The following is a 21,380-nucleotide window of genomic DNA, read 5'->3' as shown; positions in this document are numbered from 1 at the left end:
TCATTGAAATGCCGGGCATACACACACTTCGGGCGCAAACTCGTTCTCGTGGAGCTTGCCGCACGGGCAGCGCAGTTGCAGCGTCTGGAACTCCACCACCTCAAAACGCACGGCCGGGATGTCAAACACCTGGCCGCGCCGGTGAACTTGCGCATCACTATTGGACAGCGTCGCCTGGCAGGCATCGCAGCGCTCGGGCAGCGCATGCCGGATGACGATGTCTGGCCTGTCTGTTTGCTCCAACGTCTTGCCCGCGTGCCCGGCCTGACCGCCCGGCTTCCTGCCCGAGGCCACGCGCAGCGAGGTCGTCTTTTTCAAGCCGTCCGAAGATGGCGGCTTGCTCGAGTTCTTGCTGTTCTTCGATGCCTGGCCTTCGAGCTCCTTGATGCGCAAACGCAGTCTTTCGACTTCGCTCGTGAGCGCCTGCACTTGCCCTTGCAGCGCTTGGGCTTTCTCGTTCATGGCCTGGAGCGTCAGGTCGGCAGTAGCGTCTGGTTCTTGCACGGCTTCAAGTTTGACATAAACCCCTTGGGCTGCAATTCAGGAGGGCTGAACAGTCACATCCACGAAAGCCTCGTTTTGTACGTGACTTTCCGCGTTTTCCCAACGTTACGACCGATTCAACCAAACAAGGACATCCCATGAGCAACCTATCATCCAAAATCGCCAAAACCATCGCATCTGCAGTCGTGACCGCTGCAGCGCTTTCTGGAAACGTAATGGCTGCCAGCTGCGCTGGCGCCAAGTGCGGACCCAAACAGGCGACCTCATCCAAAGCCAAATGTGGTGCATGCAAGTCGAAATATGCCGCGAGCAGCGTAAAAGGAAGCAAGAACAAGACGGTCAAGGCGAAGTGCGGCGCATGCAGCGCCAAATGTGGCGCTTGCGCGGCAGTCAAAAAGTAAGCAAGTCTTTTCGCCTCAATCTGCCAGGAGAATCAACATGAACTCGCTTTCCTCAACCTTGACCAAAACCTTGGCATCCGCCGGTACTGAGCGAAAGCCGAATTGTTCGTTTTAAAGTCAAGGCATTAGGAGCATTACATGAACAAGAACAAGCCCGTCATCGAGTTTGACGTCGTTGTGATCGGCGCCGGCCAAGCAGGCCCTAACCTTGCCATGACGCTGGCTGGGCGCGGCGAGAAGGTTGCCTTGATAGAAGGGGGATTGGTCGGTGGTTCGTGCGTCAATCACGGTTGCACGCCGACCAAGACCCTGCGCAAAAGCGCCCGGGTCGCGTATCTGGCAGGTCGTGCTGGCGACTTCGGTATCCAGGCCGGAAAAATCGAAATCGGCTTCGCGGCCGCTATGGAGCGGATGCAGCAGCGGGTCGACGAATCGCGAGCCGGGCTGGAAAAATCGATCACTGGGCAAGACGGCCTGACCTTGTTGCGGGGCTGGGGAGCCTTTGTGGGCCGAGCCGGTGACCGGTTCGAGCTGACTGCCGGTGACCAAGCGCTGCGGGCCGCGCGGGTTTTCCTCAACACCGGCACCCGCGCGCTCATCCCGCCGCTTCCGGGCATCGATGACGTGCCGCATCTGGACAACGTCAGCTTGCTCCAGCTTCGTGAGCTTCCGCGCCATCTTGTCATCATCGGCGGCAGTTACATCGGTCTCGAAATGGGGCAAATTTTTCGCCGGCTCGGCAGCGAAGTCACCGTGATTGAGGCCGGTCCGCGCATCACCCGCCACGAAAACGAGGCGGTTTCAAAGGCGATCACCGAAATGCTGCAGGGAGAAGGCATCCATTTCCACACCGGCAACGAGGTTGAGCGGGTGGAAAACATTTTCGATGCCGGAATCGCCGTGACAGTGGGCGGACAGCGGATCGAAGGCTCGCACCTTCTGGTCGCCACCGGGCGCAGCCCGAACACCGAGCGCCTTAACTTGGCGGCGGTCGGGGTTAAGACCGACGAGCGCGGCTTTGTACCTACCGATGGCAAGCTTCAAACCAATGTGCCGGGCATCTGGGCGGTGGGTGACATCAACAAGCGCGGTGCTTTCACACACACCAGCTACCAGGATGGGCAAATCGTACTGGCCAATCTTATGGGCGGCGCACGCTCCGCTGACAGCCGGGTATCGACCTACGCGATGTACACCGATCCGCCGCTGGGCCGGGTCGGCCTATCGGAGGACGAAGCTAGAAAGTCGGGCCGCGCTACGCTGGCAGCAAATTATCAGATGAAGGACGTCAGCCGGGCCAAGGAGGAGGGGGAGACCGCGGGTTTGATGCAGATATTGGTGGACGAGCAAAGCGAAGAGATCGTCGGCGCGTCGCTGCTGGGGTTCGGCTGCGACGAGGTGATTCAGGTGATCAGCAGTTTCATGGCCACCGGCGCCCGCTACCAGATGCTGCGCGATGCCTTGCCAATCCATCCTACGGTCGCCGAATTCCTGCCCTTCCTGCTGGACAAGGTCGAGCCGCTGAAATAGTGTCCCGAGACTGATGCTCTGAACGTGGAGCAGCACCGCCTTCATGGATTTTGTTGTCATAGCTGCCTAAAAGCAGGATTTTCCCCAGCACGGCTGGTACGGTTGGATGGTGGTTTCGCATGAACCCAAAGCAAAGCAGGTGGATGGCGCACATGCACTACCTCGAACGCGGTTACCCATCCACGCGGAGTTGAGTCAGGTCTAGGAAAAGCTGCTGAGGATGAGCATAAGCAACACTGCGAGCAACAAATTACGACGGTTCGTTCTGTAGCGACCGGCACCGGGAAGAACGGCAAACTGGACAGCCATTGTTGGGGCCTTGTGTTGTCGTAGCAGTGAGAAATTCACGGCCTTTTCCAAAGGCGATGCTTAATTTAATCAGGCTGCAATTGCCCCTCCTCACATCACAATTTGCACGCTTCCAATGGTCGCACCGTTCTCAACTGCTTCGTGCGCCAGGGCGATCTCATCCAGACTGAAGGTGGCACCGATTTTGTGGACCAGCGAGTTCGACTCCAACATTGCCGTCAATTCTGCTGTGATGATTTCACGGTCTGCGTCCTTCAGGTCGTAGACGAGAAATGCCTTGATTCCAAAGGAGCCGAACAGCATGGCGCGAAAGTCGACTGGAATTGCGCCAACGCTATTCGAGCCGTAGGTGACCAGCGTGCCATGAGCCTTCAATACGCCCTGGCCTAAAAGCCCAGCCGTTGAAGCAAAGTCCATATCAATAATTCCATCAACGCCATAGTCGGCTGTAATTTGTTTGATCCTCTGCGCGATGGCTTCGGTTTTGTAATCCAGTACGTGGGCGGCACCGCCCTCGCTGGAATGCGACTTTCGGTGGGCTGAACCGGTTGTTCCAATCACGGTTGCGCCGCCCAATACAGCCAATTGCGTGACGTAGTTCCCGACCACGTTACCTGCGCCGGTAACCAGCACGGTTTTACCCTTCAGTGAACCCGCAAGATGCACTGCCTGCAAGGCCGTCAATACCGGGATACCAAGGCATGCGGCCACTTCAAAGTCAACTCCCGGTGGGAGCGCAACAGCCTGTGACTGGGGGAGAGCGATGAATTCAGCCGCAGTACCCATTGGCCGCTGCCATTGACAATTCCATAGCCATACGCGCTGGCCAACCCGCTCCTGGGCAACTCCCTCCCCCACGGAATGGATGACACCCCCACCGTCGCTGTGCGGGACAATGAGTTCAGCGTTCACAAGGCGGCTCTTGCGGGACTTCACATCGGACGGATTGATGCCGGATCGGTAAATCTTCACCAGCACTTCACCGGGACCAGGCTCTGGCGTGGGCAATTCACCCACCACCAGCACGTCGCGTGCCGTCCCATTCTTCGTGTACCAGGCTGCCTTCATTTGATATCCTTTGTCGGTGTGATCAGAGTTCGGTCAAGGCCATGACCAGGATTCAGGACTTGAAGTCCAGTTCCTGTAATTCAATCGGTCGTCCATGCGGTGTCCGGTCTGCAGCCTGGTCCCACGCCTGCTGGTACTGTTTGAGTTCGACTTCACTGCTGAGTTGCTTCGTCGTCACAAGGCTCTCCAATGCCGCCAGCCAATGTTGATAGTAGGTGTCACCCAGATCTGGATCGCCCTGGGCCTGCGCGATTGCAATCTGTTGCGACAGGGCGTGTGCCCATTCGCTCCAGGTGAATAGCCCACGTTCATGGAGCGAGATCGTCATGGCAAAGGCTTGTGCTTCCCATGGCTCGCGAAACACCGGGCCGTCGTCATCCTTGGGCTGCCCCGACAGAAGGTGGGTCGGCACATTCATTACGTCTGCTCCAGGTAGGGTTCCCACGCATCGACGTACACCGTCAAGCCAGGATCGGCCTCCTGCCCCCACAAAGTAGTGCCTTTAAAAGCGACGCTGTAGAGCCACTGCGGCTGTTCACCCAAGCCCTGGGCGTTGGTGTCTGGAAAGACATGCACGGCCCGAACGGCCGCGATGCGCCCCGCTTTGCCTCGCGCATAGGCGGGTAGCCGCGTGTGGTGATCTGCCTGACCTTCAGAAGTGCGCACACAGTCACCTACAGAAAAACTGGCAGGACTCGCTGTGGACCGCTCGGTAGGAGCACCTCTGGCCAGAACGCCGGCCACCATTGGTGCGACAAGAACCCTTTTTACAGGAAGTGCAGGGGACAGCATGTGGCCTGCCTGGATTTCTTCGTCGGTGACAAGCCCTCGCTCCGTCAAGAGTTTGCACAGGCCATTGAGCCATATCTGGTAGTAGCTCAGCGAAAGGTAGTTTGGCAGTGTTTCCCTTGCGCTACGGCTCATATCAATGTTCCAGGATCCCGTAGAGCCCATTGCCAAGGTCAGGGCAAACGCACTGGCTTCCCAGTTGCCATGAAACATAGGCTCGTTTGATTCCTTCAGAACAGGTCCCATGCCGGTTTGACCACTCAGATCAGCAAAGCTTTGGTAGTTCATGGTTTGACTGCCGGTGCCGTAGGCAATCCAGTGCCGATCATGGAGTCTCGTGTCACCCACGCCGCCAGCTCGTCTTCTTGCAGGTGAATAGTTTCGGCAGGGCGTAGAGGAATGACCAGGTAACGTATTTCCGCCGTGGAATCCCAGACACGGATGGCAATCGATTCGAGGAGCGTGACGCCAAAGTCTGACAAGACGCCGCGTGGTTCTTTGACAGCCCGCGAGCGATAGGGCGCGCTCTTGTACCAAACCGGGGGCAGTCCCAAAACGGTCACCGGATAACAGCTACACAGGGTGCAAACCACCATGTTGTGAACACTCGACGTGTTTTCAACCGCGACCATGTGCTCACCTTGTCGACCCGTGTATCCAAGGGAGGCGATGGCGGCCGTGGCGTCTTCCAGCAGCCATTGGCGGTAAGCTGGATCCATCCATGCCCTTGCCACCACGCGAGCACCATTGCGCGGACCAATCTTGTTTTGATAAGTGTCGATCAGGACATCCAGGGCGTCAGGATCTATATGACCCTTTTGGGACAGCACCGTTTTCAGTGCAAGCACCCGGGTCTCGGTTTCGCTGAGATTGCTATGATCATCGGCGTTATGGTCGTGGTCATGAGTCATCTTGAAATGCTATACGAATTCGCAATGTTCGTCTCAGATTGTGCCAAGCCGGCTTTGCCACCGAAGCAACATCAATGATATGGCTTCCAGCCGGCAGCGTGTATAAACGCCAAGCAGTCTATACGAAAGATAAATTCCATGGCAAACATCACATTCCTTGGCACCGGCTTGTTGGGCAGCGCGTTCGCAGAAGCTGCGGCCAAGCGAGGCGATACCGTCACTGTCTGGAACCGGTCACCCGAAAAAGCTGAAGCGCTAAAGGCGTTTGGCATAGCGGTTGCGGCAACCGCTGCCGATGCCGTCCGGGGAGCGTCCCAGGTTCACCTGATACTGAAAGACGATGCGGTGGTTGACGAAGTGCTTGCAGCCGCACGTTCTGCCTTGTCACCCAGTGCCTTGGTGCTAGACCACTCCACCACGCTGCCCGCCAGTACAGCGACTCGCGCTGCGCGGCTGAATTCAGAAGGCGTGAACTACCTGCATTGTCCGGTATTCATGGGGCCAGCAGCGGCCCGCGCTGCTCAGGGGTCCATGATGGTGGCAGGGCCTCAAGCCCTATTTGAGCAGGCCAAAGGTGATCTGGCGCGGATGACTGCACGCCTGGAATATCTTGGGGAGCGTCAAGACCTGGCAGCAGTCAACAAGCTGTTTGGCAATGCCATGATCATTGGGATGTCGTCCATTTTGGCTGACATTCTCACCATCGCCAAAGCCAGCGGCGTCAAGGGGGACGATGCGATCGAGTTGCTCGGGCTGCTGGACCTTAACGCCATGGTGGCTGGGCGCGGCAAAAAAATGGCCCAAGGCAACTTTGCGGTAAGCTTTGAATTGACTATGGCCCGCAAGGATGTACGGCTGATGCTGGAGACTGCGGGTGATCTCCCGATGTCCGTGCTGCCAGGCATTGCGCAGCGCATGGACCAACTTATTGCTCAAGGACATGGGGCCGAAGATGCGAGCGTGGTGGGTATTGATTCGCTGTCGTAAAGACCAGACCCCTTGAACATGGATCCCTCTAGAAGCATGCCATTACTACGATTCATCCATCATTGAAATGCCGGGCATAACGGGCATCCTCGACGAAGATGGCAATCTCCTCATGTCCAGCCAAATCGCCTTGGCGCCCGGTTCGCCATCGTGCTTTCTGCCCAGAAAGCCCTAGTGCTGGGCAATCAGGCGAACCACGGTGTTAAGCGTGGAAGTCTGGCGGGTCACGGGCTTTTTGTTCAGGATAAACGTCACTCGCCACTCGTCAGACTCGAACAACAGGTCAGCCAGTAAATCGGACAAGTTGCGTCCGAGCTGCATTAGACGGTTGAGGCGCCAGGCAATCACCATGTGTACAGCGCCAGAGTGGTCTGTAGTCGGTCTATATCGCTCGGCTGCAGCCGTTTGACCCGACAGCCCTGTTGGCGCCGATGCGGTTTTGATCCTGGATCAATTCGACATCGGCGCCAACAACCCAGGTTTTGCCTGATCTGATGGCCGTCAAAAGCCGTGCGCGCTTTTGACCAGCATGAGCACGTCCGCAACGCTGCGCCCGGGCGCAGCCATAGCCATGGCCCGGCAAAACAGGTCCAGCACGTAGCAGGCGGTGCCGGCCGGCACGGGCACCGCGTAGCTCAGTGCGCGCTCGCCCGTGACCAGCACCAGCCCGTTTTCCTGGCGGCGCAACTCGACGAACTTGCTGCGGTCCGCGCCGTGGTGGCCAAAGCGCACCGAGGGTATCAAGCCCATCAAGGTGGCAATGACGGCGGGCATTTCCTCGGGCGTGAGCTGGATCACCAACTTGCGCTCCCAGGCGTAGCCCACGCCGCTGCCCAGCGCAGGGGCCGAATCGATGCTTACCACGTGCACGCCCAGAAAGTCGCCACCCCGGCGGTGCGGGGTGATTTCCAGCGTGTGCGCTGCCGCCTTGCCGAACAGGCGCAGGCGCAGCCGGGGCGCGCCTGGGGAGTGCCCGGCGCTGGCCGCGCCGGAGGCGTTGGGAAAAGCCTCCGACCGCTGGCGCGCAAAGCGCGTGAGCAGCACGGGCAGGCTAGCTGACAGATTTGACGCCGGCATGTCGTCCATGGGTTCCTCCTCCCAGCCGGGCGCTTGGCCATCGGGCGGGCCGTATTCATCGTCCTCGGGCCAGGGGGAAAATGGCTTGTCCACGGCCCTGCCTTCAGGGCTGTCGGGTCCGGACTGTTCTTGCGGATGCGCTTGAGGCGCACCCAGCGCCACAGTTTTCACAGGCAGTAAGGCGCGCAGCGTGTCCACGTCCGCGGGGTTGCCTGCCAGCTGCGCGATCCGGTGCTGCATGTCCCAGCCTTGTTCGCGCAGCCTCAAGCCGCAGGCAAACAGGTGCGCGCCGGTGAAGGCCAGGCCGTAGGTGGCCAGGCGCTCAAGCAGGGCAGGGCGCGTGCAGCTAGCTGCCCAGCTGAGCAGGCTCAACTCGCCCGGCGCTTCCCGGCCCCGAGCTGCCAGAAGCAAGACGCTTTGGAGCTTTTCCCGCACGTGCGTTTCCAAATCCTCCATGAAGCGGGCAAGCCCCGCCGGATCGGGCGCCGGCGTGCCGCGCGAGGCGCACACCTGGCGCCACAGCTGCTCAAGCGCCGCATCCTGGCTCTTAGGGGTTCCCGGTGGATGCCTCATCATGCTGCTTTCAAAGCGGAAAAGGGCTTAGCAGGTGCGCGCCCAGGCGGCTCATGACGCTGGCGTCCTTGAAGCCGCAGCGCCGCTGGATCTCAGCGAGCGGTACGCCGGCGTTGAACCACCCGGCAATGCAGGTGTTGCGCAGCGTGTTGGGCCCCATGTGGGCCAAGGCGCCCGGATCGAGCGTAGCCACGGGATTGGACGTTTCCAAGAAACCTTTTTCCACCAGGCATCGCGCCAGGTGCGCCTGGCAGATGTTGTACAGGCCGTTGGGTGCGATGCTGCGCCCGATGCGGTCGCCTACGAGCAGGCGGCTGCCCGGATGCAGTGCGGGAAGGCCCACCGGGCGCACCGCGAGCCAGGCTTGCAGCGCCCGGCTGGTTTCCAGGTCGAGTTGCAGGGAGCGTTCGTGCCCGCCGCCGGCTTTTCGTACGCGTAGGGCGTACAAAGGGTCCGCTCCCGCGCTCACCTCAGGAAAGCTTGCACAAATCTGGGCGCAGTCCAGCGTCAAGCCGATGATCTCACGCACGGTGAGCGCGGCGCGCATCATGAGCAGCAGTGCCAGGCGGTTGCGCCTGGCCTTGAAGTCGTCGCCACCTAGCAAGCCTTCATAGAGGCCCTCGTGCAGGGCGGTCCACATGGGAAGTGACAGTGCCAGCGAAGGCACGCGCTCGGTGGCCGGCGGTTGGGCGCCCTCGGCCGGGTTGACCTCGATGAGGCCACCGGCCAGCGCATGCGCGTACAGGTCGCGCAGCACGCGCCAGTAGCGGCGCAGCGTCACAGGCGAGGTTTTCTTGAGGCTCGAGCGCGGGCCGATGGCTTGGGTGAACCGAGCAATGTCTGCGCTGCGCGCTGCGTCCTAAGCTATACCGTGCCCCGAGCAAAACGCCAGCCAGTGTCGCCAGACCAGCGAAGCCTGGGTCAAGCCGGCCGCGCCCATGGGCTTCAAATCCTTGTTCGCCAGCCGGGCGGCCTGCCAGGACGCAAAGAACGCGTCGGGCTCCGGAGCAGACACGTCACTCATCCAATAACTCTCCTATTTAAATTGCATTTACAACAAATATAGCAAAAGAGTCGTACGCCCTGCATGCCCCATGACAACCCCCTCTTGAAAAGCGAAGTCCGACTTTGGACTTCCTCACTTCCCCTCCCCGCTCCCGCCTTGAGGGGGAGCGGGGAGGGGAAGTCGATCAGGGGGTAGGATTCATGGTTGGCTTGTTGTAAATGCAATTACGTCAACTGCTCTTTAAATGACGCCGATCATTTCAAACTCTTTGCGCAGCCGTGCCACCACGACGCCCAAGGCAATCGCACCGAGCTGGTTCTTCCTGAGGAATGCATTCCACTGCGTCTGCTTGAGGGCATTTTCCGGTGGCTGTCAAGGAAGTTGTCGCCTAAAGTGAAGTGAGTCAGGCTGCTTTTTGCGTGTTTTGAGGCTCCTTGATTTGTGGGGTTTCCGGGTTGAGGTGAACGACATCGACATGCGCCCACTGGCGGGTCTGCCTTGACCAGCGCTGGGGATTTTCCTGGCGTGCCCGTTCATAGACGAGCGATCGCTCCTCAAGCAATGCCCGGTCCAGGCCGGCATGGCGTTGGGCTGGAGTCACGAAGCCAATCGCGCTGTGGTGATGCTGATGGTTGTACCAGTGCGCCAGCTCGGTCACCCAGCGCCTTGCGGCCAGCAGGTTTTCAAACGGCTTGACAGGCAATTGCGGGCGGTACTTCAGGGTTCTGAACGCCGATTCGACATAGGGATTGGAGCGAGCAGTCAACTGCGCCGCATGGCGACGTTGAGCGACGACCTTTTCGCGTCACCCATCCGCACCATCCGCTGTTCGGTCAGGTGTTCGATCTGGTCGAGCGTGGGAGGAACTGGCGCGAAGACAGGGTTTTTTTCCACGACACAGCAGGAGGCTCGCACTCGATGCCGGCGGTCTGGACCGACCTGGTCGCCGAAGACCCTTTCAATGCTGTGGCGCGGGGACGTGCCGCGTTCCGGGCTCAAGAACTCCTCGAATTGGTGCAACTGATCGAGGCAATGAAGTCATGAGCCGGCCCCTTCAGTGTAAAGAAGATATTGTGCAAAGTGTAAAGGCGATTACGTCTTGTCTTGCATCTGTTCGATGCTACTGGCATGGGAGCTCAACATACATGCTGCACATGAAACCTCCTATCGCTTGCAGTGATCACCTTGACAGTGTGTTCATGCCGAACATAATCCTATTTACATACATTGACTGGCCTGAGCCGAGGAGGGTCCATGCCCATAGATCGAGACAAGCACGACAAGCAAGCGGTCCTGCGCCAGCACGCTGCGCTCAACCCGCGTGCGCACGGCGTCACTCACGCACTGTTCGCCAACAACGCGTTCTTCGACCCCGACGATGTGCTGCAGGTCAAGTACGAGATGCTGCGACTGGTCAACATCGACAAGCGCTCGATCAGCGAGGCTGCCAAGGCCTGCGGCTTTTCGCGTCCCTCGTTCTACCAGGCCATGACGGCCTTCGAGAGCGGCGGCCTGGCCGCTTTACTCGCCCACAAGAGTGGTCCGCACGGTGGCCACAAACTCACGCCAACGGTGCTGCAGTTCATCTGCGAGGCGCGTGCTACCGATCCGGATATTCGTGCGGAGCGCCTGGCCGAGTTGGTGCACCAAAATTTCGGGGTGCAAGTTCACCCTCGCAGCATCGAGCGGCAGTTGCTGCGCAAAAAAAAACGGCGCTGATACCCGTGTCGCTTGCGCCGCTGCTGCGCGACGACAGTCTGGTTGCACGCTACGAAGATCTGCGCCAACAGGTGCTTGGCCGATCGGCCGTTCAACCCCAGGGCCTGGCTTTGTTCACCCGTGGCGGTATGTGCGCCTGGATGCAGGTGTGGAGTCAGTGCGTGGCGCCGACGCCGGTGCCGGCGCCGCCACAGGGTGACCAGCAGATCTGTCCAGCGCAGTTGCACAGGGACGTTGCAATGCTGCTGGCCAGTATGGTTTTGTTCAATCGGCAGGAGGCCCTCGTATGTTGAATGATCACCATCAGAAGGTGCAGGCCAGTCACCTCAAGCGCAACGCCTACCTCTATGTCCGCCAGTCGACGCTGCGCCAGGTGTTCGAGAACACCGAGAGCACCAAGCGCCAGTACGGCTTGCGCCAACGCGCCGTGGCCCTTGGCTGGGCAGACGAACGCGTCATCGTCATCGATACCGATCTTGGCCAGTCCGGCGCCGCCACGGATCGCGAAGGCTTCCAGCGCTTGGTCGCCGAAGTCGGCATGGGCCACGCGGGCATCGTGCTGGGTCTGGAGGTCTCGCGCCTGGCACGCAACTCCATGGACTGGCATCGGTTGCTGGAGATCTGCGCGCTCACCTCGACGCTGATCTGCGACGAGGATGGAGTCTATGACCCGGCACACTTCAACGACCGGTTGCTGCTCGGCCTGAAGGGCACCATGAGCGAGGCGGAACTGCATGTGCTGCGCGCGCGCCTGCAGGGCGGAATCCTGAACAAGGCGCGCCGCGGCGAGTTGGAGATGCGCCCGCCCGTGGGGTTGATCTACACCAGCGATGGCACGCTCGTGCTCGATCCTGATCAGCAAGTCCAGCATTGCCTGAGGTGGCTGTTCGCGGCGTTCGCCCGCACCGGCTCAGCCTGCGCCACGGTCAAGGCCGCGCGTGATGAGAAGCTGGCATTTCCGCGGCGCTGCGCCAAGGGTCCCCACAAAGGCGAACTGCTGTGGGGCAGCCTGACGCACGACCAGGTGCTTCGGGTGCTGCACAGTCCCCGATACGCTGGAGCGTTTGTTTATGGACGTTGCCATACGGTCAGGACCATCGATGGCCGCACCCGGCTGCGTCGAATGCCGCGCGATGAATGGGTCACGTTGATCCCGGGTAACCATGCGGGGTATATCTCTTGGGACGAGTTCGAGCTCAACCAGCATCGCCTGCATGCCAACGCGCAGGCGATGGGCACCGATCGGCGGCGCGGACCACCGCGCGAGGGTCCTGCGCTGCTGCAAGGAATGGTCTTGTGTGGGCGCTGCGGTCAACGCATGACGGTTCGCTATCACGATCGTCATGGGCAATTGTGTCCCGACTACATATGCCAGCGCGAACGCATCAAGCACGGTCAAGCGGTGTGCCAACACGTGCCCGGAACCGGCATTGACCAAGCGGTCGCAGCGGTGCTCATCGAGGCGGTCAATCCGGTTGCGCTCGAGGTGTCGCTGGTCGTTCAACAGGAACTGCAGTCTCGCTTTGAAGAGGCGGACCGCATGCGCCATGCCAATGTTGAACGCGCGCAGTACGAATGCGAACTGGCGCAGCGACGCTATATGCGCGTTGATCCCGACAACCGGCTGGTGGCCGACTCCCTGGAGGCGGATTGGAACGAGAAGCTGCGCGCGCTGGGCGATGCACGCGAGGAGTACACCCGTCGCCGGGATGAAGACGCACGCTTGTTGACCGACGAGCAGCGCAAAGCGATCGTGCAACTGGCCACCGACTTCCCTCGCCTGTGGAACGATCCGGGTACGCTCGATCGCGATCGCAAACGCATGGTCAGATTGCTGGTGGAGGACGTCACCTTGAATCGTGACGACAAGATCACCATACATATTCGCTTCAAGGGTGGTGCGCGCAAGTCGCTGCATCTACCCCTGCCCAAGTGCTCCTGGCAGCAGCGTGTGACGCCCACTGCCGTGGTCCAGGAGATAGACCACTTGCTTGACGAACACACCACGGCGCAGATCGCCGACGTTCTCAATGCTCGTGGATTCGCGCCGGGTGCGGGATCGGCATTCAATACACGGATGATCGCGCGTTTGGCGCGCGACTACCATCTCAAACCGCGGTACGACCGATTGCGCGAGCGCGGCATGTTGACACTGCAGGAAATGGCCGACGCATTGCACGTCACCCCCCACACTGTCAAGATCTGGCTGCGGCGCGGCCTGTTGCGAGGCCACGCCTACAGCGACAAGAACGAGTCCTTGTATGAACCACCAGGCGACCTGGCTCCCCGCAAGAAGCCCGGCGCCAAGCTCTCGCAGCGGCGTCTGGAGGCAACGGTTCCACCTGAACGTACGGAAGGAGTGCAGTATGCGACGTAGTCCTTGTCGTTGCTTACGGACGGCCGGCTGCGCGTGTGCGCCACTCCCAGGCGCTGCATCGTGGCCAGCATGGTCTCGCCCTTCATCGGCGCGCCATTGTCCGAATGCACCGTCAGCTGGCCCGGGGGAATGCTGTGCCGCGCGCAGATGTCGCGCAGCAACTGGCTGGCCAGCTCGGCACTCTCGCAATCGAACACCTGCCAGCCAACGATCTTGCGGCTGAACAGATCCTCGAACAGGTACAGGTAGAAGTGCTGGCCGCGCACCTGGGTTGGCAGGTACGTGATATCCCAGCAAAACACCTGATCGGGCCCGGTCGCGGCCAGGGCGCGCGGCCGGCTGCGCTTTTGCGCTGAACGCTCTGCGCGCCGATGGGCCAACTGGCCCTCCTGGCGCAGCAGGCGGTACATCGTGGATTCGGACGCCACATAGACGCCGCTGTCGGCCAGGCGAGGCACGATCTGGCTCGGCGGCAAGTCCTTGAACGCTTCGCTGTTGAGCGTGGCCATCACGGCCTGGCGCTCTTCTTCAAGCAGCTTGTTGGCCGGGCGTGCATAGCGCCGCTTGCCTGAAGGGCGCTGGTCACCCTCGGCCGCCTCAGAGCGCTGCCAGCGCTGCACGCTGCGGCACGACAAGCCGATCTGGCGGCAAGCCGGTTGCAAACGCGCCCCGTCGGCGCAGGCCTTGTCAATGAGGCCGAGCAACTTTTGGCGCTGCTGGACGGACGTCATTTGTCCGCGCCCTCCAACAGCGCCTGGAAGTTTTTTTGCAACACCAGCAAGGCAGCCACCTCGGCCAGCGCCTTTTCCTTGCGCCTGAGTTCGCGCTGCAACTGATCATGCTGGCGCTGCAGCTCGCGAAAGGCGCCGCTCGCCTCGCGTGAAGCGGGCACGGCAGGGGTGCAAAACGCCTGGTGCCACTGCACCAGCTGATGCTCGAACACGCCATGCTCGCGGCACCAGCTGGCCCGGGCCATGTCATCCAGTGCATAGCTTTGCTGCAGCGCCATCAAACGCTGTGCAGGCGTCCAGGCCGACGCCGGGCCGTCCAGTGCAGCAGTTGCAGCGGACACCGGGGGGGCTATCGTGCCGGTTTTCTTGCTTGCGCTTTGCAGCCACTTCCTGAGCGTGCCGGCGGACATGTTGAGTTCACTGGCAACGCTGATAACGGAACGCGTGCCGCGATGCCTGGCTTTGAGCAATGCCTGCTCTTTAAATTCAAGGGAGTGATGTGAATGCGGTGTTCTGGTCATGAAATGTCGTTGCCGGGTAGTTAGCCATTGAAGAATTGGACGCGACAACAAGTCTGACACCCGGGGGACATCGAGGCGGTCCAATACTCGCGTGTCTCGTCGTTTGTGACTTCCGGCGCGCTGCTGCTTCAGGCTGTAGAGCACCTTCCACGGGTATGCGAACACCAGGACATGGCTGAGTTGCTTGATGCCGCTGCCGATATAGGCAGGGCGGCAAACGAAGTAAAGCTGAGCGTCGCCAAAAAATAGCCTATCGGGAGACCGTCGATGGCGCTGGCTCTTGCCCTTGCATGATATTCATCAGCTGATCGTGCCTGTTCGCATACCAGCGCAGCAGGCACTCCCGATCCCGGCACATCGCCTCGCGCCTGCGCCACTCTTCGCTGTTCTGGCGCCGAAAGGCGGCGCCGTCAGAGGCCGCGTTTTTCGCCCGCGCGTACACCCGGCCCAGTTCGCGGTCGAGCCGGGCAAGCTCGGCGTCCGAGCAAATCATCTTCTCGGGCATGGAGCGCGCCTTGGCGCAGTCAAAACTCGGTCCGGGCGACGCTGCTGCGCCCGGCTCGCCCGGCGCTGGTGAAGCCGCTTGTGCGGCCTCATTGCGGCGGGGCCGCGATGGCGGCATGGAGGCTTGGGAAGGCTTTGACGTGCCCTCCTGCGCCGACCCGACCGGCTGGCCCAGCGCCTGGAGCCCTTCGGCCGCGAACCGTGACTTCTCATGGGCCTGGCCATACTTGGCCTGATAGGTCTGCAAGCTGTCGGCGTAAAGGCGTTCGGCACGCCTGCGCAGCTCGGCGCGACTGGCTCTGGCAGAGCCATCCTCCAAAGCGAGCCCGGCATAAAGCCAGCCCAGCTGGTACTTTGCGTCGGCGGACTCAACGGAGTCCATCCCCTTGAGCTTGTCCGCCACCCGGCATGACATCAGGAAAGCCACTTCGGCGTCGCGCGGCCGGCCTGCCGCAGCCGCTTCCTTGCCCAGGACAATAAACGAGGCGATATTGCTCGCGGTCATGCCGGACAAGTCGGTCTGCAGGGTAAATTTCCCGTCTTTCCTGCCGGCTACTGTCGCTGCCAGCTGCAAGGGACAGGCGGCTCGCTGCACGGGCGTCAGTGCTGCGCTCTGCGGCGCAGCCGCTCCCTTCGGTTGATCGGGAAAAGGCGATGAAGCAGCATGACCCAGCATCAGCAGCCATGCGCCCGCTACGGCTGCCGCCCCGCGCCCAACTGCGGAGGCAAGGCTGACTCCCTGACGTTTGATGATGACCATGCCGATACCATAGCGCGGCAAGGGAAGCGCAAGGGTAGGACTTCATCCACTGCTCGAAATAAGCGCTTCTTGGCAATGTCAATGTGACCCAGGCATGGGAGGTAAGATGAAAGCTTAGCTCAACGTGCAGCTCGGCCCTTGATAGCTTGATGCTGGCTGCATAGACAAATGGCAGCAGTGAAAGCTTGGCCAAAACGAGCCTGCAGCATGGGGTGACGGGGGGTTGCCATGAATGTCAAGCGGATCACGGCATGCCTAACCGGCCAGCCTCGGGAGAAAGCACGAACATCGCGCTTCGCCCGGCTGGCGTCATGAACTTGACAATTCGCCAACAGTGCCCTACCGTTCATCGCGCTTTACCGCCACCATAGGAAGCCTTACCATGGAACCATTTCTAGGTCAAATTCAACTACTTCCGTATAACTTCGCCCCAAACGGCTGGGCATTCTGCGAAGGGCAACTCATGGCCATTTCGCAAAATACTGCCCTCTTCAGTTTACTGGGCACAACCTACGGAGGAGACGGTGCTACGACCTTCGCATTGCCAAATCTGAAGGGTAAAGAGCCAGATCCCAACACGCACTTTTGCATTGCGTTGGAGGGGATATATCCGTCCAGGTCCTAATATGCCTTGCCCAATACTTGGTCGAGGCATAGCCTTGGGGGGGGGGATTCACAGGCAGGTGCGGCTTTATTGGCACACGACCCCGCCTTCGAGTTTGGGGTCCGGGACCAGTGCGCGCTTGAGTTGCTCGTTTTCATCTTGCAGGCTGCGTAATTTCCCCGTGGTGGCGCTGAATGTGCAGAAGTCCATTGCGTGTAGGGTCAAGTAGCCGTTTAAAACTTTCCACGTCACAGCGTACAAAATCCTTTCGGTTGAACGGATCACGCTGACGGATTTTTTCCTTTGCTTGAAACGCAATGAATCGTTGCCGGCTTCCCGTACTTTGCCGTGATGCGTGATGCGTGATCCGGCCGAGCAAGGCGGCGGTCATCCTGGCATTCCCGAAAACGCTATGGAGCATACAGTGCTGCCTGATAAACCGAGCCACATTGCCATTGCCGGAGGTGGCTTCAGCGGTGTCTGCGCGGCGGTCCAGCTGGTGAGAAGCACCCGAGCACCATTGCACATCACCCTCATCGAACCGCGTAACCGGGTTGGCCTGGGCCTGGCCTATTCGACCACCGATCCCGATCACCGCTTGAATGGGCCGACCTGGGTTCACTCCATCGACCCTCGGGATTCAGGGCATTTCACGCGATGGTGTGAACAGCAAGGCCTCTTTGCAGCTGACCCGCAGGCGCTGCTGCCCGATGGCAGCGCTTTCGTGCGGCGTGCAGACTTTGGCAGGTATATGGAATCTGCCTTTCGTGAGCACGCTCGGTGGCCATCGACGCAATCGACCATCACGCATCTTCAAGCCCGCGTAGTCGATGCGTTGAAAAAAGGCGATTCGATCGAGGTGGTGACCGATGCAGGGCACGCACTGGTGTGCGACATGCTGATCATCGCCACCGGCAATCCGCCACCGAGGCTGCAAACGCCGCTCGATGCCTCGCTGACGGCACATCCCGGGGTCCTTGAAAATCCGCTCGAGACTCAACGTTTGCTTGAAATTCCCGGTGAGGCCAACGTCTTGATCATCGGCAGCAGCTTGATGGCGCTCGATGTCCTGGCGACCCTGCTGCGGCAAGGGCACACGGGCAAGATCGTGAGCATTTCAAGACGCGGATTGCAGCCACGTCCCCAGGCGCCCTCCGCCGGCCCCCTTTCCCCTCCCCCGACCGTGCCGGTTGCGCCTGCAACGGCCACGGGCCGCCAGATGCTGGATCGAATCCTGGGACCGGCGCCGGGCTTTCTCACGCAACCGGGGGTTGAGCCTACGTTGCGAGCCTGGATCCGAGCGCTTCGGCAGCGTATTGGGGAGGTCCAGGCGCAGGGCGTAAGCTGGCAATCGGCCTTTGATGAGCTACGCGACGTGGTGTGGCGGACCTGGCCCCTGTTGCCTGCAGCGCAAAAGCGACGATTTCTGAAGAAAGCGCGGACCTGGTACGACGTGCACCGCTTTCGCTCGCCGCCACAAACGCAACGCCTGGTGCAGGCTGCGCAGGCGCAGGGTCGCATCGAGTTCAGGGCGGAGCGCATCCAGTCAGTGGCTGCGCTTGAAGCAAGCGGCTCGCTTCAAGTTCGTTTTGCACCCAGAGAGGGTGAGGGCAAGGCCAACCGGTGCGAAGCGTTCGAGTTCATCATCAATTGCACGGGCCTGGACGTTTTGTCGAGGGTTTCATCGAGTCCATTTCTCTCTGCATTGATGGGCAAGGGCTGGCTCACTGCCGACGAATGCGGTATCGGCTTCGCGGTCGATGAGAATTGCCAGGCGTTGAGCGCAAAGAGGACGAAACAACCGGCTGTCCGCGTGATAGGACCGCCAACAGCGGGTACCTTTGGCGATCCACTCGGAGCGATATTTATCGCTGCGCAAATCTACCGCATCCTTCCTGACATTTTGAGCAGCCTGGGGGCAAGCCGTAGTAGTTGACGGCCGAAGGGAACGGTCTTGCTGCAGCAAGCTGCCATGGGCAAGGTTGTCTTTTTTGCAGAAGAGTAGTCTTTAATTTCTTATGGTTACGTAAGTTACTCGATGGTGCTCACTTGTTTGGAGCTTCAAAAAATCGCTATGGGTTCCCTTAACGTTCTAATGGATGAGCTTCAAATCCAGCATGCCAAAACTTCAATTAAGTAACCCATCTAAGTGATGGGCAATAAGCACTGCATTGACGAAACTGGACCCAGACAACGCAGGTGCGACGCGGCAGTGGAAATTGGTTCGAACTGCACTGCGCAGGAAGCACATCAACAACGCATGGACAAGGGAGTGCTATGTTTTCTATCAACCGCAGCGTGAATTGGAACAACCGGGACTACCGGGATTACTGCGACCACAGGGCTCGTGTGAAACGTCGCTCGCGCCTGCGGATGTCCATTGGCCTGACGCTGATGGGTTGCATGCTGATGATCGCTGCGTGGGCTCCCAACGTCAGCGTGTAGATTAAGGCCCAGTCGATGCAGGCTGCGCCTGGACTGTCGGTGTTGGCAGTGATGCGGAGTTGACAGTGATGCCGGCAAAGCATTGATCACCCTGCAAGCCAGGACAATCGAGGCTGCTGGCTGCGCAACATCCAGGGCGTTCTGCGTCCCAAGCTCGAAGCCCATGTCTGGCATGAGCGCATTGCTGCAGCATTGATGAACGCCCCACGGGCAAAGTAGAAATGACTGCTTTGTCTGTCCCTGATCGCTCAGAAGGTATGGACTCAAAAGTCCAGCGGGCTGCCATCGTCAAGCTCATCATGATGGCTTGATTGTTGGGATTCAGACGGGTCAGGTGGCTTGCGCTCGAGGGCTCTGCGCTTGCGCGTCACATGGTAGGCGGTCAATACATGGCTGGCCACCAGGTCGAGTGCCGGGCGGGCCATACCCTCGCGGTCCGTCCACGCCTTGGGGGTGAGGCTGCCGGCGAGCGACACGGCGTCGCCGCTCTCCAACGCCAAGAGGGCCGCGCAGGCCGATTCGCTGAAGGCAATGACGTTCACGAACACATCGGCGTCCCCCGCATGCACGCGCACCTTGGCCGTCACAAACGGCTTGCCGGTCTTGGCCATCTTTTCGGAAGGTTGTCCCTGTGGCTTGCCGGATATCAAGGCCTCAATCATGGGTGGCTCCACAGATGAAAGATTCCAAGGGGCGGATGCTTTGTCCAGTGTATTGCCCGCAGCGGCGACGCATCTGTATTGCACGGTATGACCCCGGGTGTCGTTGCAGCGTGCTGGTTACTTTTTCTTCCTTGACCGGGCTTTTTTCGGTTGCCGGGCTGCAATTGCTGCCTGCAATGCCAGATGGGCCCAGGGGGCCATCTCGCGGGCTGACTCCATGGCTTCACCGGGGGCGCTGTAAAAGCCCAGGTGCCTCTCCTTGCCTTTAGCCTGGTAGGTGAAACGTTCACATCCTGCAGCTTCAAACAGGGCGCGGGTATCCGGGCCGGCCTTGAGCCACAGCGTTTCGCCTTGGCCCAGGTCGGCAACCAATGCCAGCGTGAGCCCGTCGGTGCTGATGCCGTACCCGCCGAACATGCGACGCGCCGTGCATGGACCGGCTGCGTACAGCAGTTCACAGCAGTATTGGGCAAACTCGTCAGGCTGTGCGATCACAGCAAAAAGTTTAACAATCCAATGGCGAATACTTCTTTTGCAGCCTGCCGACTGACTCCTTCAGACTGACAAGAGTCAGTCGACCTCCGGAACTGCTTGCTGCATTCCCGACATTGGGACCAGCAGCTTGACCGTCAGCAAAGGGGCGACGATTTCGATGAGCGCAGCACCGGCACCCGACCAAGAGCTGTCGCTGAATCTATTAAAACCAATGTCCGCTCTAGTTAAGGGTTGTCCGATACCTGCCCGTGCAACACAGCAGCGCCCAAGCACGACGACGGCGTGAGGGCAGGTGTTGGACAAGCCTCGAAGGAGGAAAGCGCGCAATGCACCGCAAGGGCTTGAGAACGCGACGAACCTATGGGGATTCGGGATGCCTGGGGCGAGTCGGCGCCGACGATGCGCCTGGCGAACCGGCCAATGTCGTTGGCACAGCGCAGCGGATCGAAGTCGTCACCTTGACTTGGCCGGAGACAGGACGAGCTACAAGGGCCGTCGTTGAGCATGAAGACAAAAGCACCTCGCGACCCACGAAGACGAGGGATCGAGGTTGCCTCGAACGCTGATGCAGCTTTGTACTCATGGTGCCCGAGCCTGCTGGGGCGGTGCGCGGATCGGTTGGCCGCGAGCGAAGGTCAGCAGGACGATCATCGGAGCGCCGCAGTGCATACAAAGGAAGGCCCCGGGTGTCAGACTTGTTGTCGCGTCCAATTCTTCAATGGCTAACTGCCCGGCAACGACATTTCATGACCAGAACACCGCATTCACATCACTCCCTTGAATTTAAAGAGCAGGCATTGCTCAAAGCCAGGCATCGCGGCACGCGTTCCGTTATCAGCGTTGCCAGTGAACTCAACATGTCCGCCGGCACGCTCAGGAAGTGGCTGCAAAGCGCAAGCAAGAAAACCGGCACGATAGCCCCCCCGGTGTCCGCTGCAACTGCTGCACTGGACGGCCCGGCGTCGGCCTGGACGCCTGCACAGCGTTTGATGGCGCTGCAGCAAAGCTATGCACTGGATGACATGGCCCGGGCCAGCTGGTGCCGCGAGCATGGCGTGTTCGAGCATCAGCTGGTGCAGTGGCACCAGGCGTTTTGCACCCCTGCCGTGCCCGCTTCACGCGAGGCGAGCGGCGCCTTTCGCGAGCTGCAGCGCCAGCATGATCAGTTGCAGCGCGAACTCAGGCGCAAGGAAAAGGCGCTGGCCGAGGTGGCTGCCTTGCTGGTGTTGCAAAAAAACTTCCAGGCGCTGTTGGAGGGCGCGGACAAATGACGTCCGTCCAGCAGCGCCAAAAGTTGCTCGGCCTCATTGACAAGGCCTGCGCCGACGGGGCGCGTTTGCAACCGGCTTGCCGCCAGATCGGCTTGTCGTGCCGCAGCGTGCAGCGCTGGCAGCGCTCTGAGGCGGC

At 60.3% G+C, this 21,380-nt stretch carries 23 protein-coding genes and 2 pseudogenes; 10 read left to right on the top strand and 15 right to left on the bottom strand.

Features of this window, described 5'->3' with window-relative positions; translation table 11 throughout:
- Positions 1-504: a DUF6444 domain-containing protein gene (locus EC86_RS30155; protein ID WP_036774075.1), complete on the bottom strand. Its 504-nt coding sequence runs from the start codon at positions 502-504 to the stop codon at positions 1-3.
- 137 nt (positions 505-641) lie between these two features.
- Here EC86_RS30155 and EC86_RS29205 point away from each other — a divergent pair, with 137 nt between their 5' ends.
- Both EC86_RS29205 and EC86_RS0123490 read left to right on the top strand, forming a co-directional pair.
- On the top strand, positions 642-905 hold the full coding sequence (locus EC86_RS29205; protein ID WP_156955485.1) for a hypothetical protein: 264 nt from the start codon (positions 642-644) through the stop codon (positions 903-905).
- 138 nt (positions 906-1,043) lie between these two features.
- Entirely contained in the window at positions 1,044-2,435 is a 1,392-nt protein-coding gene (locus EC86_RS0123490) for a mercuric reductase (protein ID WP_029528241.1), read from the top strand.
- 399 nt (positions 2,436-2,834) lie between these two features.
- Here EC86_RS0123490 and EC86_RS0123485 read toward each other — a convergent pair whose 3' ends face one another.
- Genes EC86_RS0123485 through nthA form a run of 4 tightly spaced genes read right to left on the bottom strand, consistent with a single transcriptional unit; the run spans position 2,835 to position 5,512 of the window.
- The gene (locus EC86_RS0123485) at positions 2,835-3,812 is read right to left on the bottom strand and encodes an NADPH:quinone reductase (RefSeq protein ID WP_029528240.1); all 978 of its coding nucleotides are present in this window, start codon (positions 3,810-3,812) and stop codon (positions 2,835-2,837) included.
- 52 nt (positions 3,813-3,864) lie between these two features.
- Positions 3,865-4,230: a nitrile hydratase accessory protein gene (locus EC86_RS0123480; RefSeq protein ID WP_029528239.1), complete on the bottom strand. Its 366-nt coding sequence runs from the start codon at positions 4,228-4,230 to the stop codon at positions 3,865-3,867.
- Positions 4,230-4,889, bottom strand: a complete 660-nt coding sequence (nthB, locus tag EC86_RS0123475; protein WP_029528238.1) for a nitrile hydratase subunit beta — start codon at positions 4,887-4,889, stop codon at positions 4,230-4,232. The genes EC86_RS0123480 and nthB overlap by 1 nt, the downstream gene beginning before the upstream one ends.
- Complete coding sequence (nthA, locus tag EC86_RS0123470) at positions 4,886-5,512, bottom strand: nitrile hydratase subunit alpha (RefSeq protein ID WP_029528237.1); 627 nt, start codon at positions 5,510-5,512, stop codon at positions 4,886-4,888. The genes nthB and nthA overlap by 4 nt, the downstream gene beginning before the upstream one ends.
- Positions 5,513-5,650: 138 nt before the next feature.
- Between nthA and EC86_RS0123465 the strand changes: the two genes are divergently transcribed.
- On the top strand, positions 5,651-6,499 hold the full coding sequence (locus EC86_RS0123465) for an NAD(P)-dependent oxidoreductase (RefSeq protein WP_029528236.1): 849 nt from the start codon (positions 5,651-5,653) through the stop codon (positions 6,497-6,499).
- 171 nt (positions 6,500-6,670) lie between these two features.
- On the opposite strand, the gene EC86_RS30150 is transcribed toward EC86_RS0123465, so the two are convergent.
- The 5 genes from EC86_RS30150 to EC86_RS0123440 form a co-directional block, all read right to left on the bottom strand.
- Complete coding sequence (locus tag EC86_RS30150) at positions 6,671-6,802, bottom strand: IS4 family transposase (protein WP_232230033.1); 132 nt, start codon at positions 6,800-6,802, stop codon at positions 6,671-6,673.
- 198 nt (positions 6,803-7,000) lie between these two features.
- Positions 7,001-8,149 (bottom strand): hypothetical protein, encoded by a 1,149-nt coding sequence (locus EC86_RS0123455; RefSeq protein WP_084181741.1) that lies wholly within the window; start codon positions 8,147-8,149, stop codon positions 7,001-7,003.
- A 10-nt stretch (positions 8,150-8,159) separates the two neighbouring features.
- Positions 8,160-8,930: a tyrosine-type recombinase/integrase gene (locus EC86_RS0123450; RefSeq protein ID WP_029528234.1), complete on the bottom strand. Its 771-nt coding sequence runs from the start codon at positions 8,928-8,930 to the stop codon at positions 8,160-8,162.
- Between the two features lie 78 nt (positions 8,931-9,008).
- Positions 9,009-9,173 (bottom strand): hypothetical protein, encoded by a 165-nt coding sequence (locus EC86_RS30145; RefSeq protein ID WP_232230032.1) that lies wholly within the window; start codon positions 9,171-9,173, stop codon positions 9,009-9,011.
- A gap of 385 nt (positions 9,174-9,558) precedes the next feature.
- The gene (locus EC86_RS0123440) at positions 9,559-9,921 is read right to left on the bottom strand and encodes an integrase core domain-containing protein (protein WP_029528223.1); all 363 of its coding nucleotides are present in this window, start codon (positions 9,919-9,921) and stop codon (positions 9,559-9,561) included.
- Between EC86_RS0123440 and EC86_RS28180 the strand changes: the two genes are divergently transcribed.
- From EC86_RS28180 to EC86_RS30140, 4 genes are all read left to right on the top strand, one after another.
- Entirely contained in the window at positions 9,891-10,199 is a 309-nt protein-coding gene (locus EC86_RS28180; RefSeq protein ID WP_269635758.1) for a DUF5372 family protein, read from the top strand. The genes EC86_RS0123440 and EC86_RS28180 overlap by 31 nt on opposite strands.
- Positions 10,200-10,409: 210 nt before the next feature.
- A complete protein-coding gene (locus EC86_RS0123430) occupies positions 10,410-10,874 on the top strand; it encodes a helix-turn-helix domain-containing protein (protein ID WP_029528224.1) in 465 nt (154 codons plus the stop codon).
- A gap of 5 nt (positions 10,875-10,879) precedes the next feature.
- On the top strand, positions 10,880-11,167 hold the full coding sequence (locus EC86_RS0123425; protein ID WP_029528225.1) for a hypothetical protein: 288 nt from the start codon (positions 10,880-10,882) through the stop codon (positions 11,165-11,167).
- On the top strand, positions 11,161-13,251 hold the full coding sequence (locus EC86_RS30140; protein ID WP_029528226.1) for a recombinase family protein: 2,091 nt from the start codon (positions 11,161-11,163) through the stop codon (positions 13,249-13,251). The genes EC86_RS0123425 and EC86_RS30140 overlap by 7 nt, the downstream gene beginning before the upstream one ends.
- Before the next feature lie 32 nt (positions 13,252-13,283).
- On the opposite strand, the pseudogene EC86_RS30505 reads toward EC86_RS30140, so the two are convergent.
- From EC86_RS30505 to EC86_RS27310, 3 genes and pseudogenes are all read right to left on the bottom strand, one after another.
- A pseudogene (locus EC86_RS30505) lies at positions 13,284-13,661 on the bottom strand (transposase); the annotation flags it as partial.
- Between the two features lie 317 nt (positions 13,662-13,978).
- A complete protein-coding gene (locus EC86_RS0123410; RefSeq protein ID WP_029524731.1) occupies positions 13,979-14,503 on the bottom strand; it encodes a transposase in 525 nt (174 codons plus the stop codon).
- A gap of 250 nt (positions 14,504-14,753) precedes the next feature.
- Positions 14,754-15,767, bottom strand: coding sequence for a lysozyme inhibitor LprI family protein (locus EC86_RS27310; protein WP_029528232.1), 1,014 nt, complete (start codon positions 15,765-15,767; stop codon positions 14,754-14,756).
- Positions 15,768-16,149: 382 nt separating this feature from the next.
- Between EC86_RS27310 and EC86_RS28170 the strand changes: the two are divergent.
- Together EC86_RS28170 and EC86_RS0123395 are read left to right on the top strand one after the other, a co-directional pair.
- Positions 16,150-16,335: pseudogene (locus EC86_RS28170) on the top strand (phage tail protein); the annotation flags it as partial.
- Positions 16,336-16,729: 394 nt separating this feature from the next.
- A complete protein-coding gene (locus tag EC86_RS0123395) occupies positions 16,730-18,307 on the top strand; it encodes an FAD/NAD(P)-binding protein (RefSeq protein ID WP_036774071.1) in 1,578 nt (525 codons plus the stop codon).
- 772 nt (positions 18,308-19,079) lie between these two features.
- On the opposite strand, the gene EC86_RS0123380 is transcribed toward EC86_RS0123395, so the two are convergent.
- Both EC86_RS0123380 and EC86_RS0123375 read right to left on the bottom strand, forming a co-directional pair.
- On the bottom strand, positions 19,080-19,478 hold the full coding sequence (locus EC86_RS0123380) for a single-stranded DNA-binding protein (RefSeq protein WP_029528229.1): 399 nt from the start codon (positions 19,476-19,478) through the stop codon (positions 19,080-19,082).
- A gap of 117 nt (positions 19,479-19,595) precedes the next feature.
- Positions 19,596-19,973, bottom strand: coding sequence for a TfoX/Sxy family protein (locus tag EC86_RS0123375; protein WP_029528228.1), 378 nt, complete (start codon positions 19,971-19,973; stop codon positions 19,596-19,598).
- 746 nt (positions 19,974-20,719) lie between these two features.
- Between EC86_RS0123375 and EC86_RS0123370 the strand changes: the two genes are divergently transcribed.
- Positions 20,720-21,244, top strand: a complete 525-nt coding sequence (locus tag EC86_RS0123370) for a transposase (protein ID WP_029524731.1) — start codon at positions 20,720-20,722, stop codon at positions 21,242-21,244.
- Positions 21,245-21,380 lie beyond the last annotated feature (136 nt).

The sequence above is a fragment of the Polaromonas glacialis genome (genome assembly GCF_000709345.1).
In the GTDB taxonomy this organism is placed as follows: domain Bacteria; phylum Pseudomonadota; class Gammaproteobacteria; order Burkholderiales; family Burkholderiaceae_C; genus Polaromonas; species Polaromonas glacialis.
The sequence above is the reverse complement of the archived record's forward strand: the minus strand, read 5'-3'. Positions and strand labels throughout refer to the sequence as shown.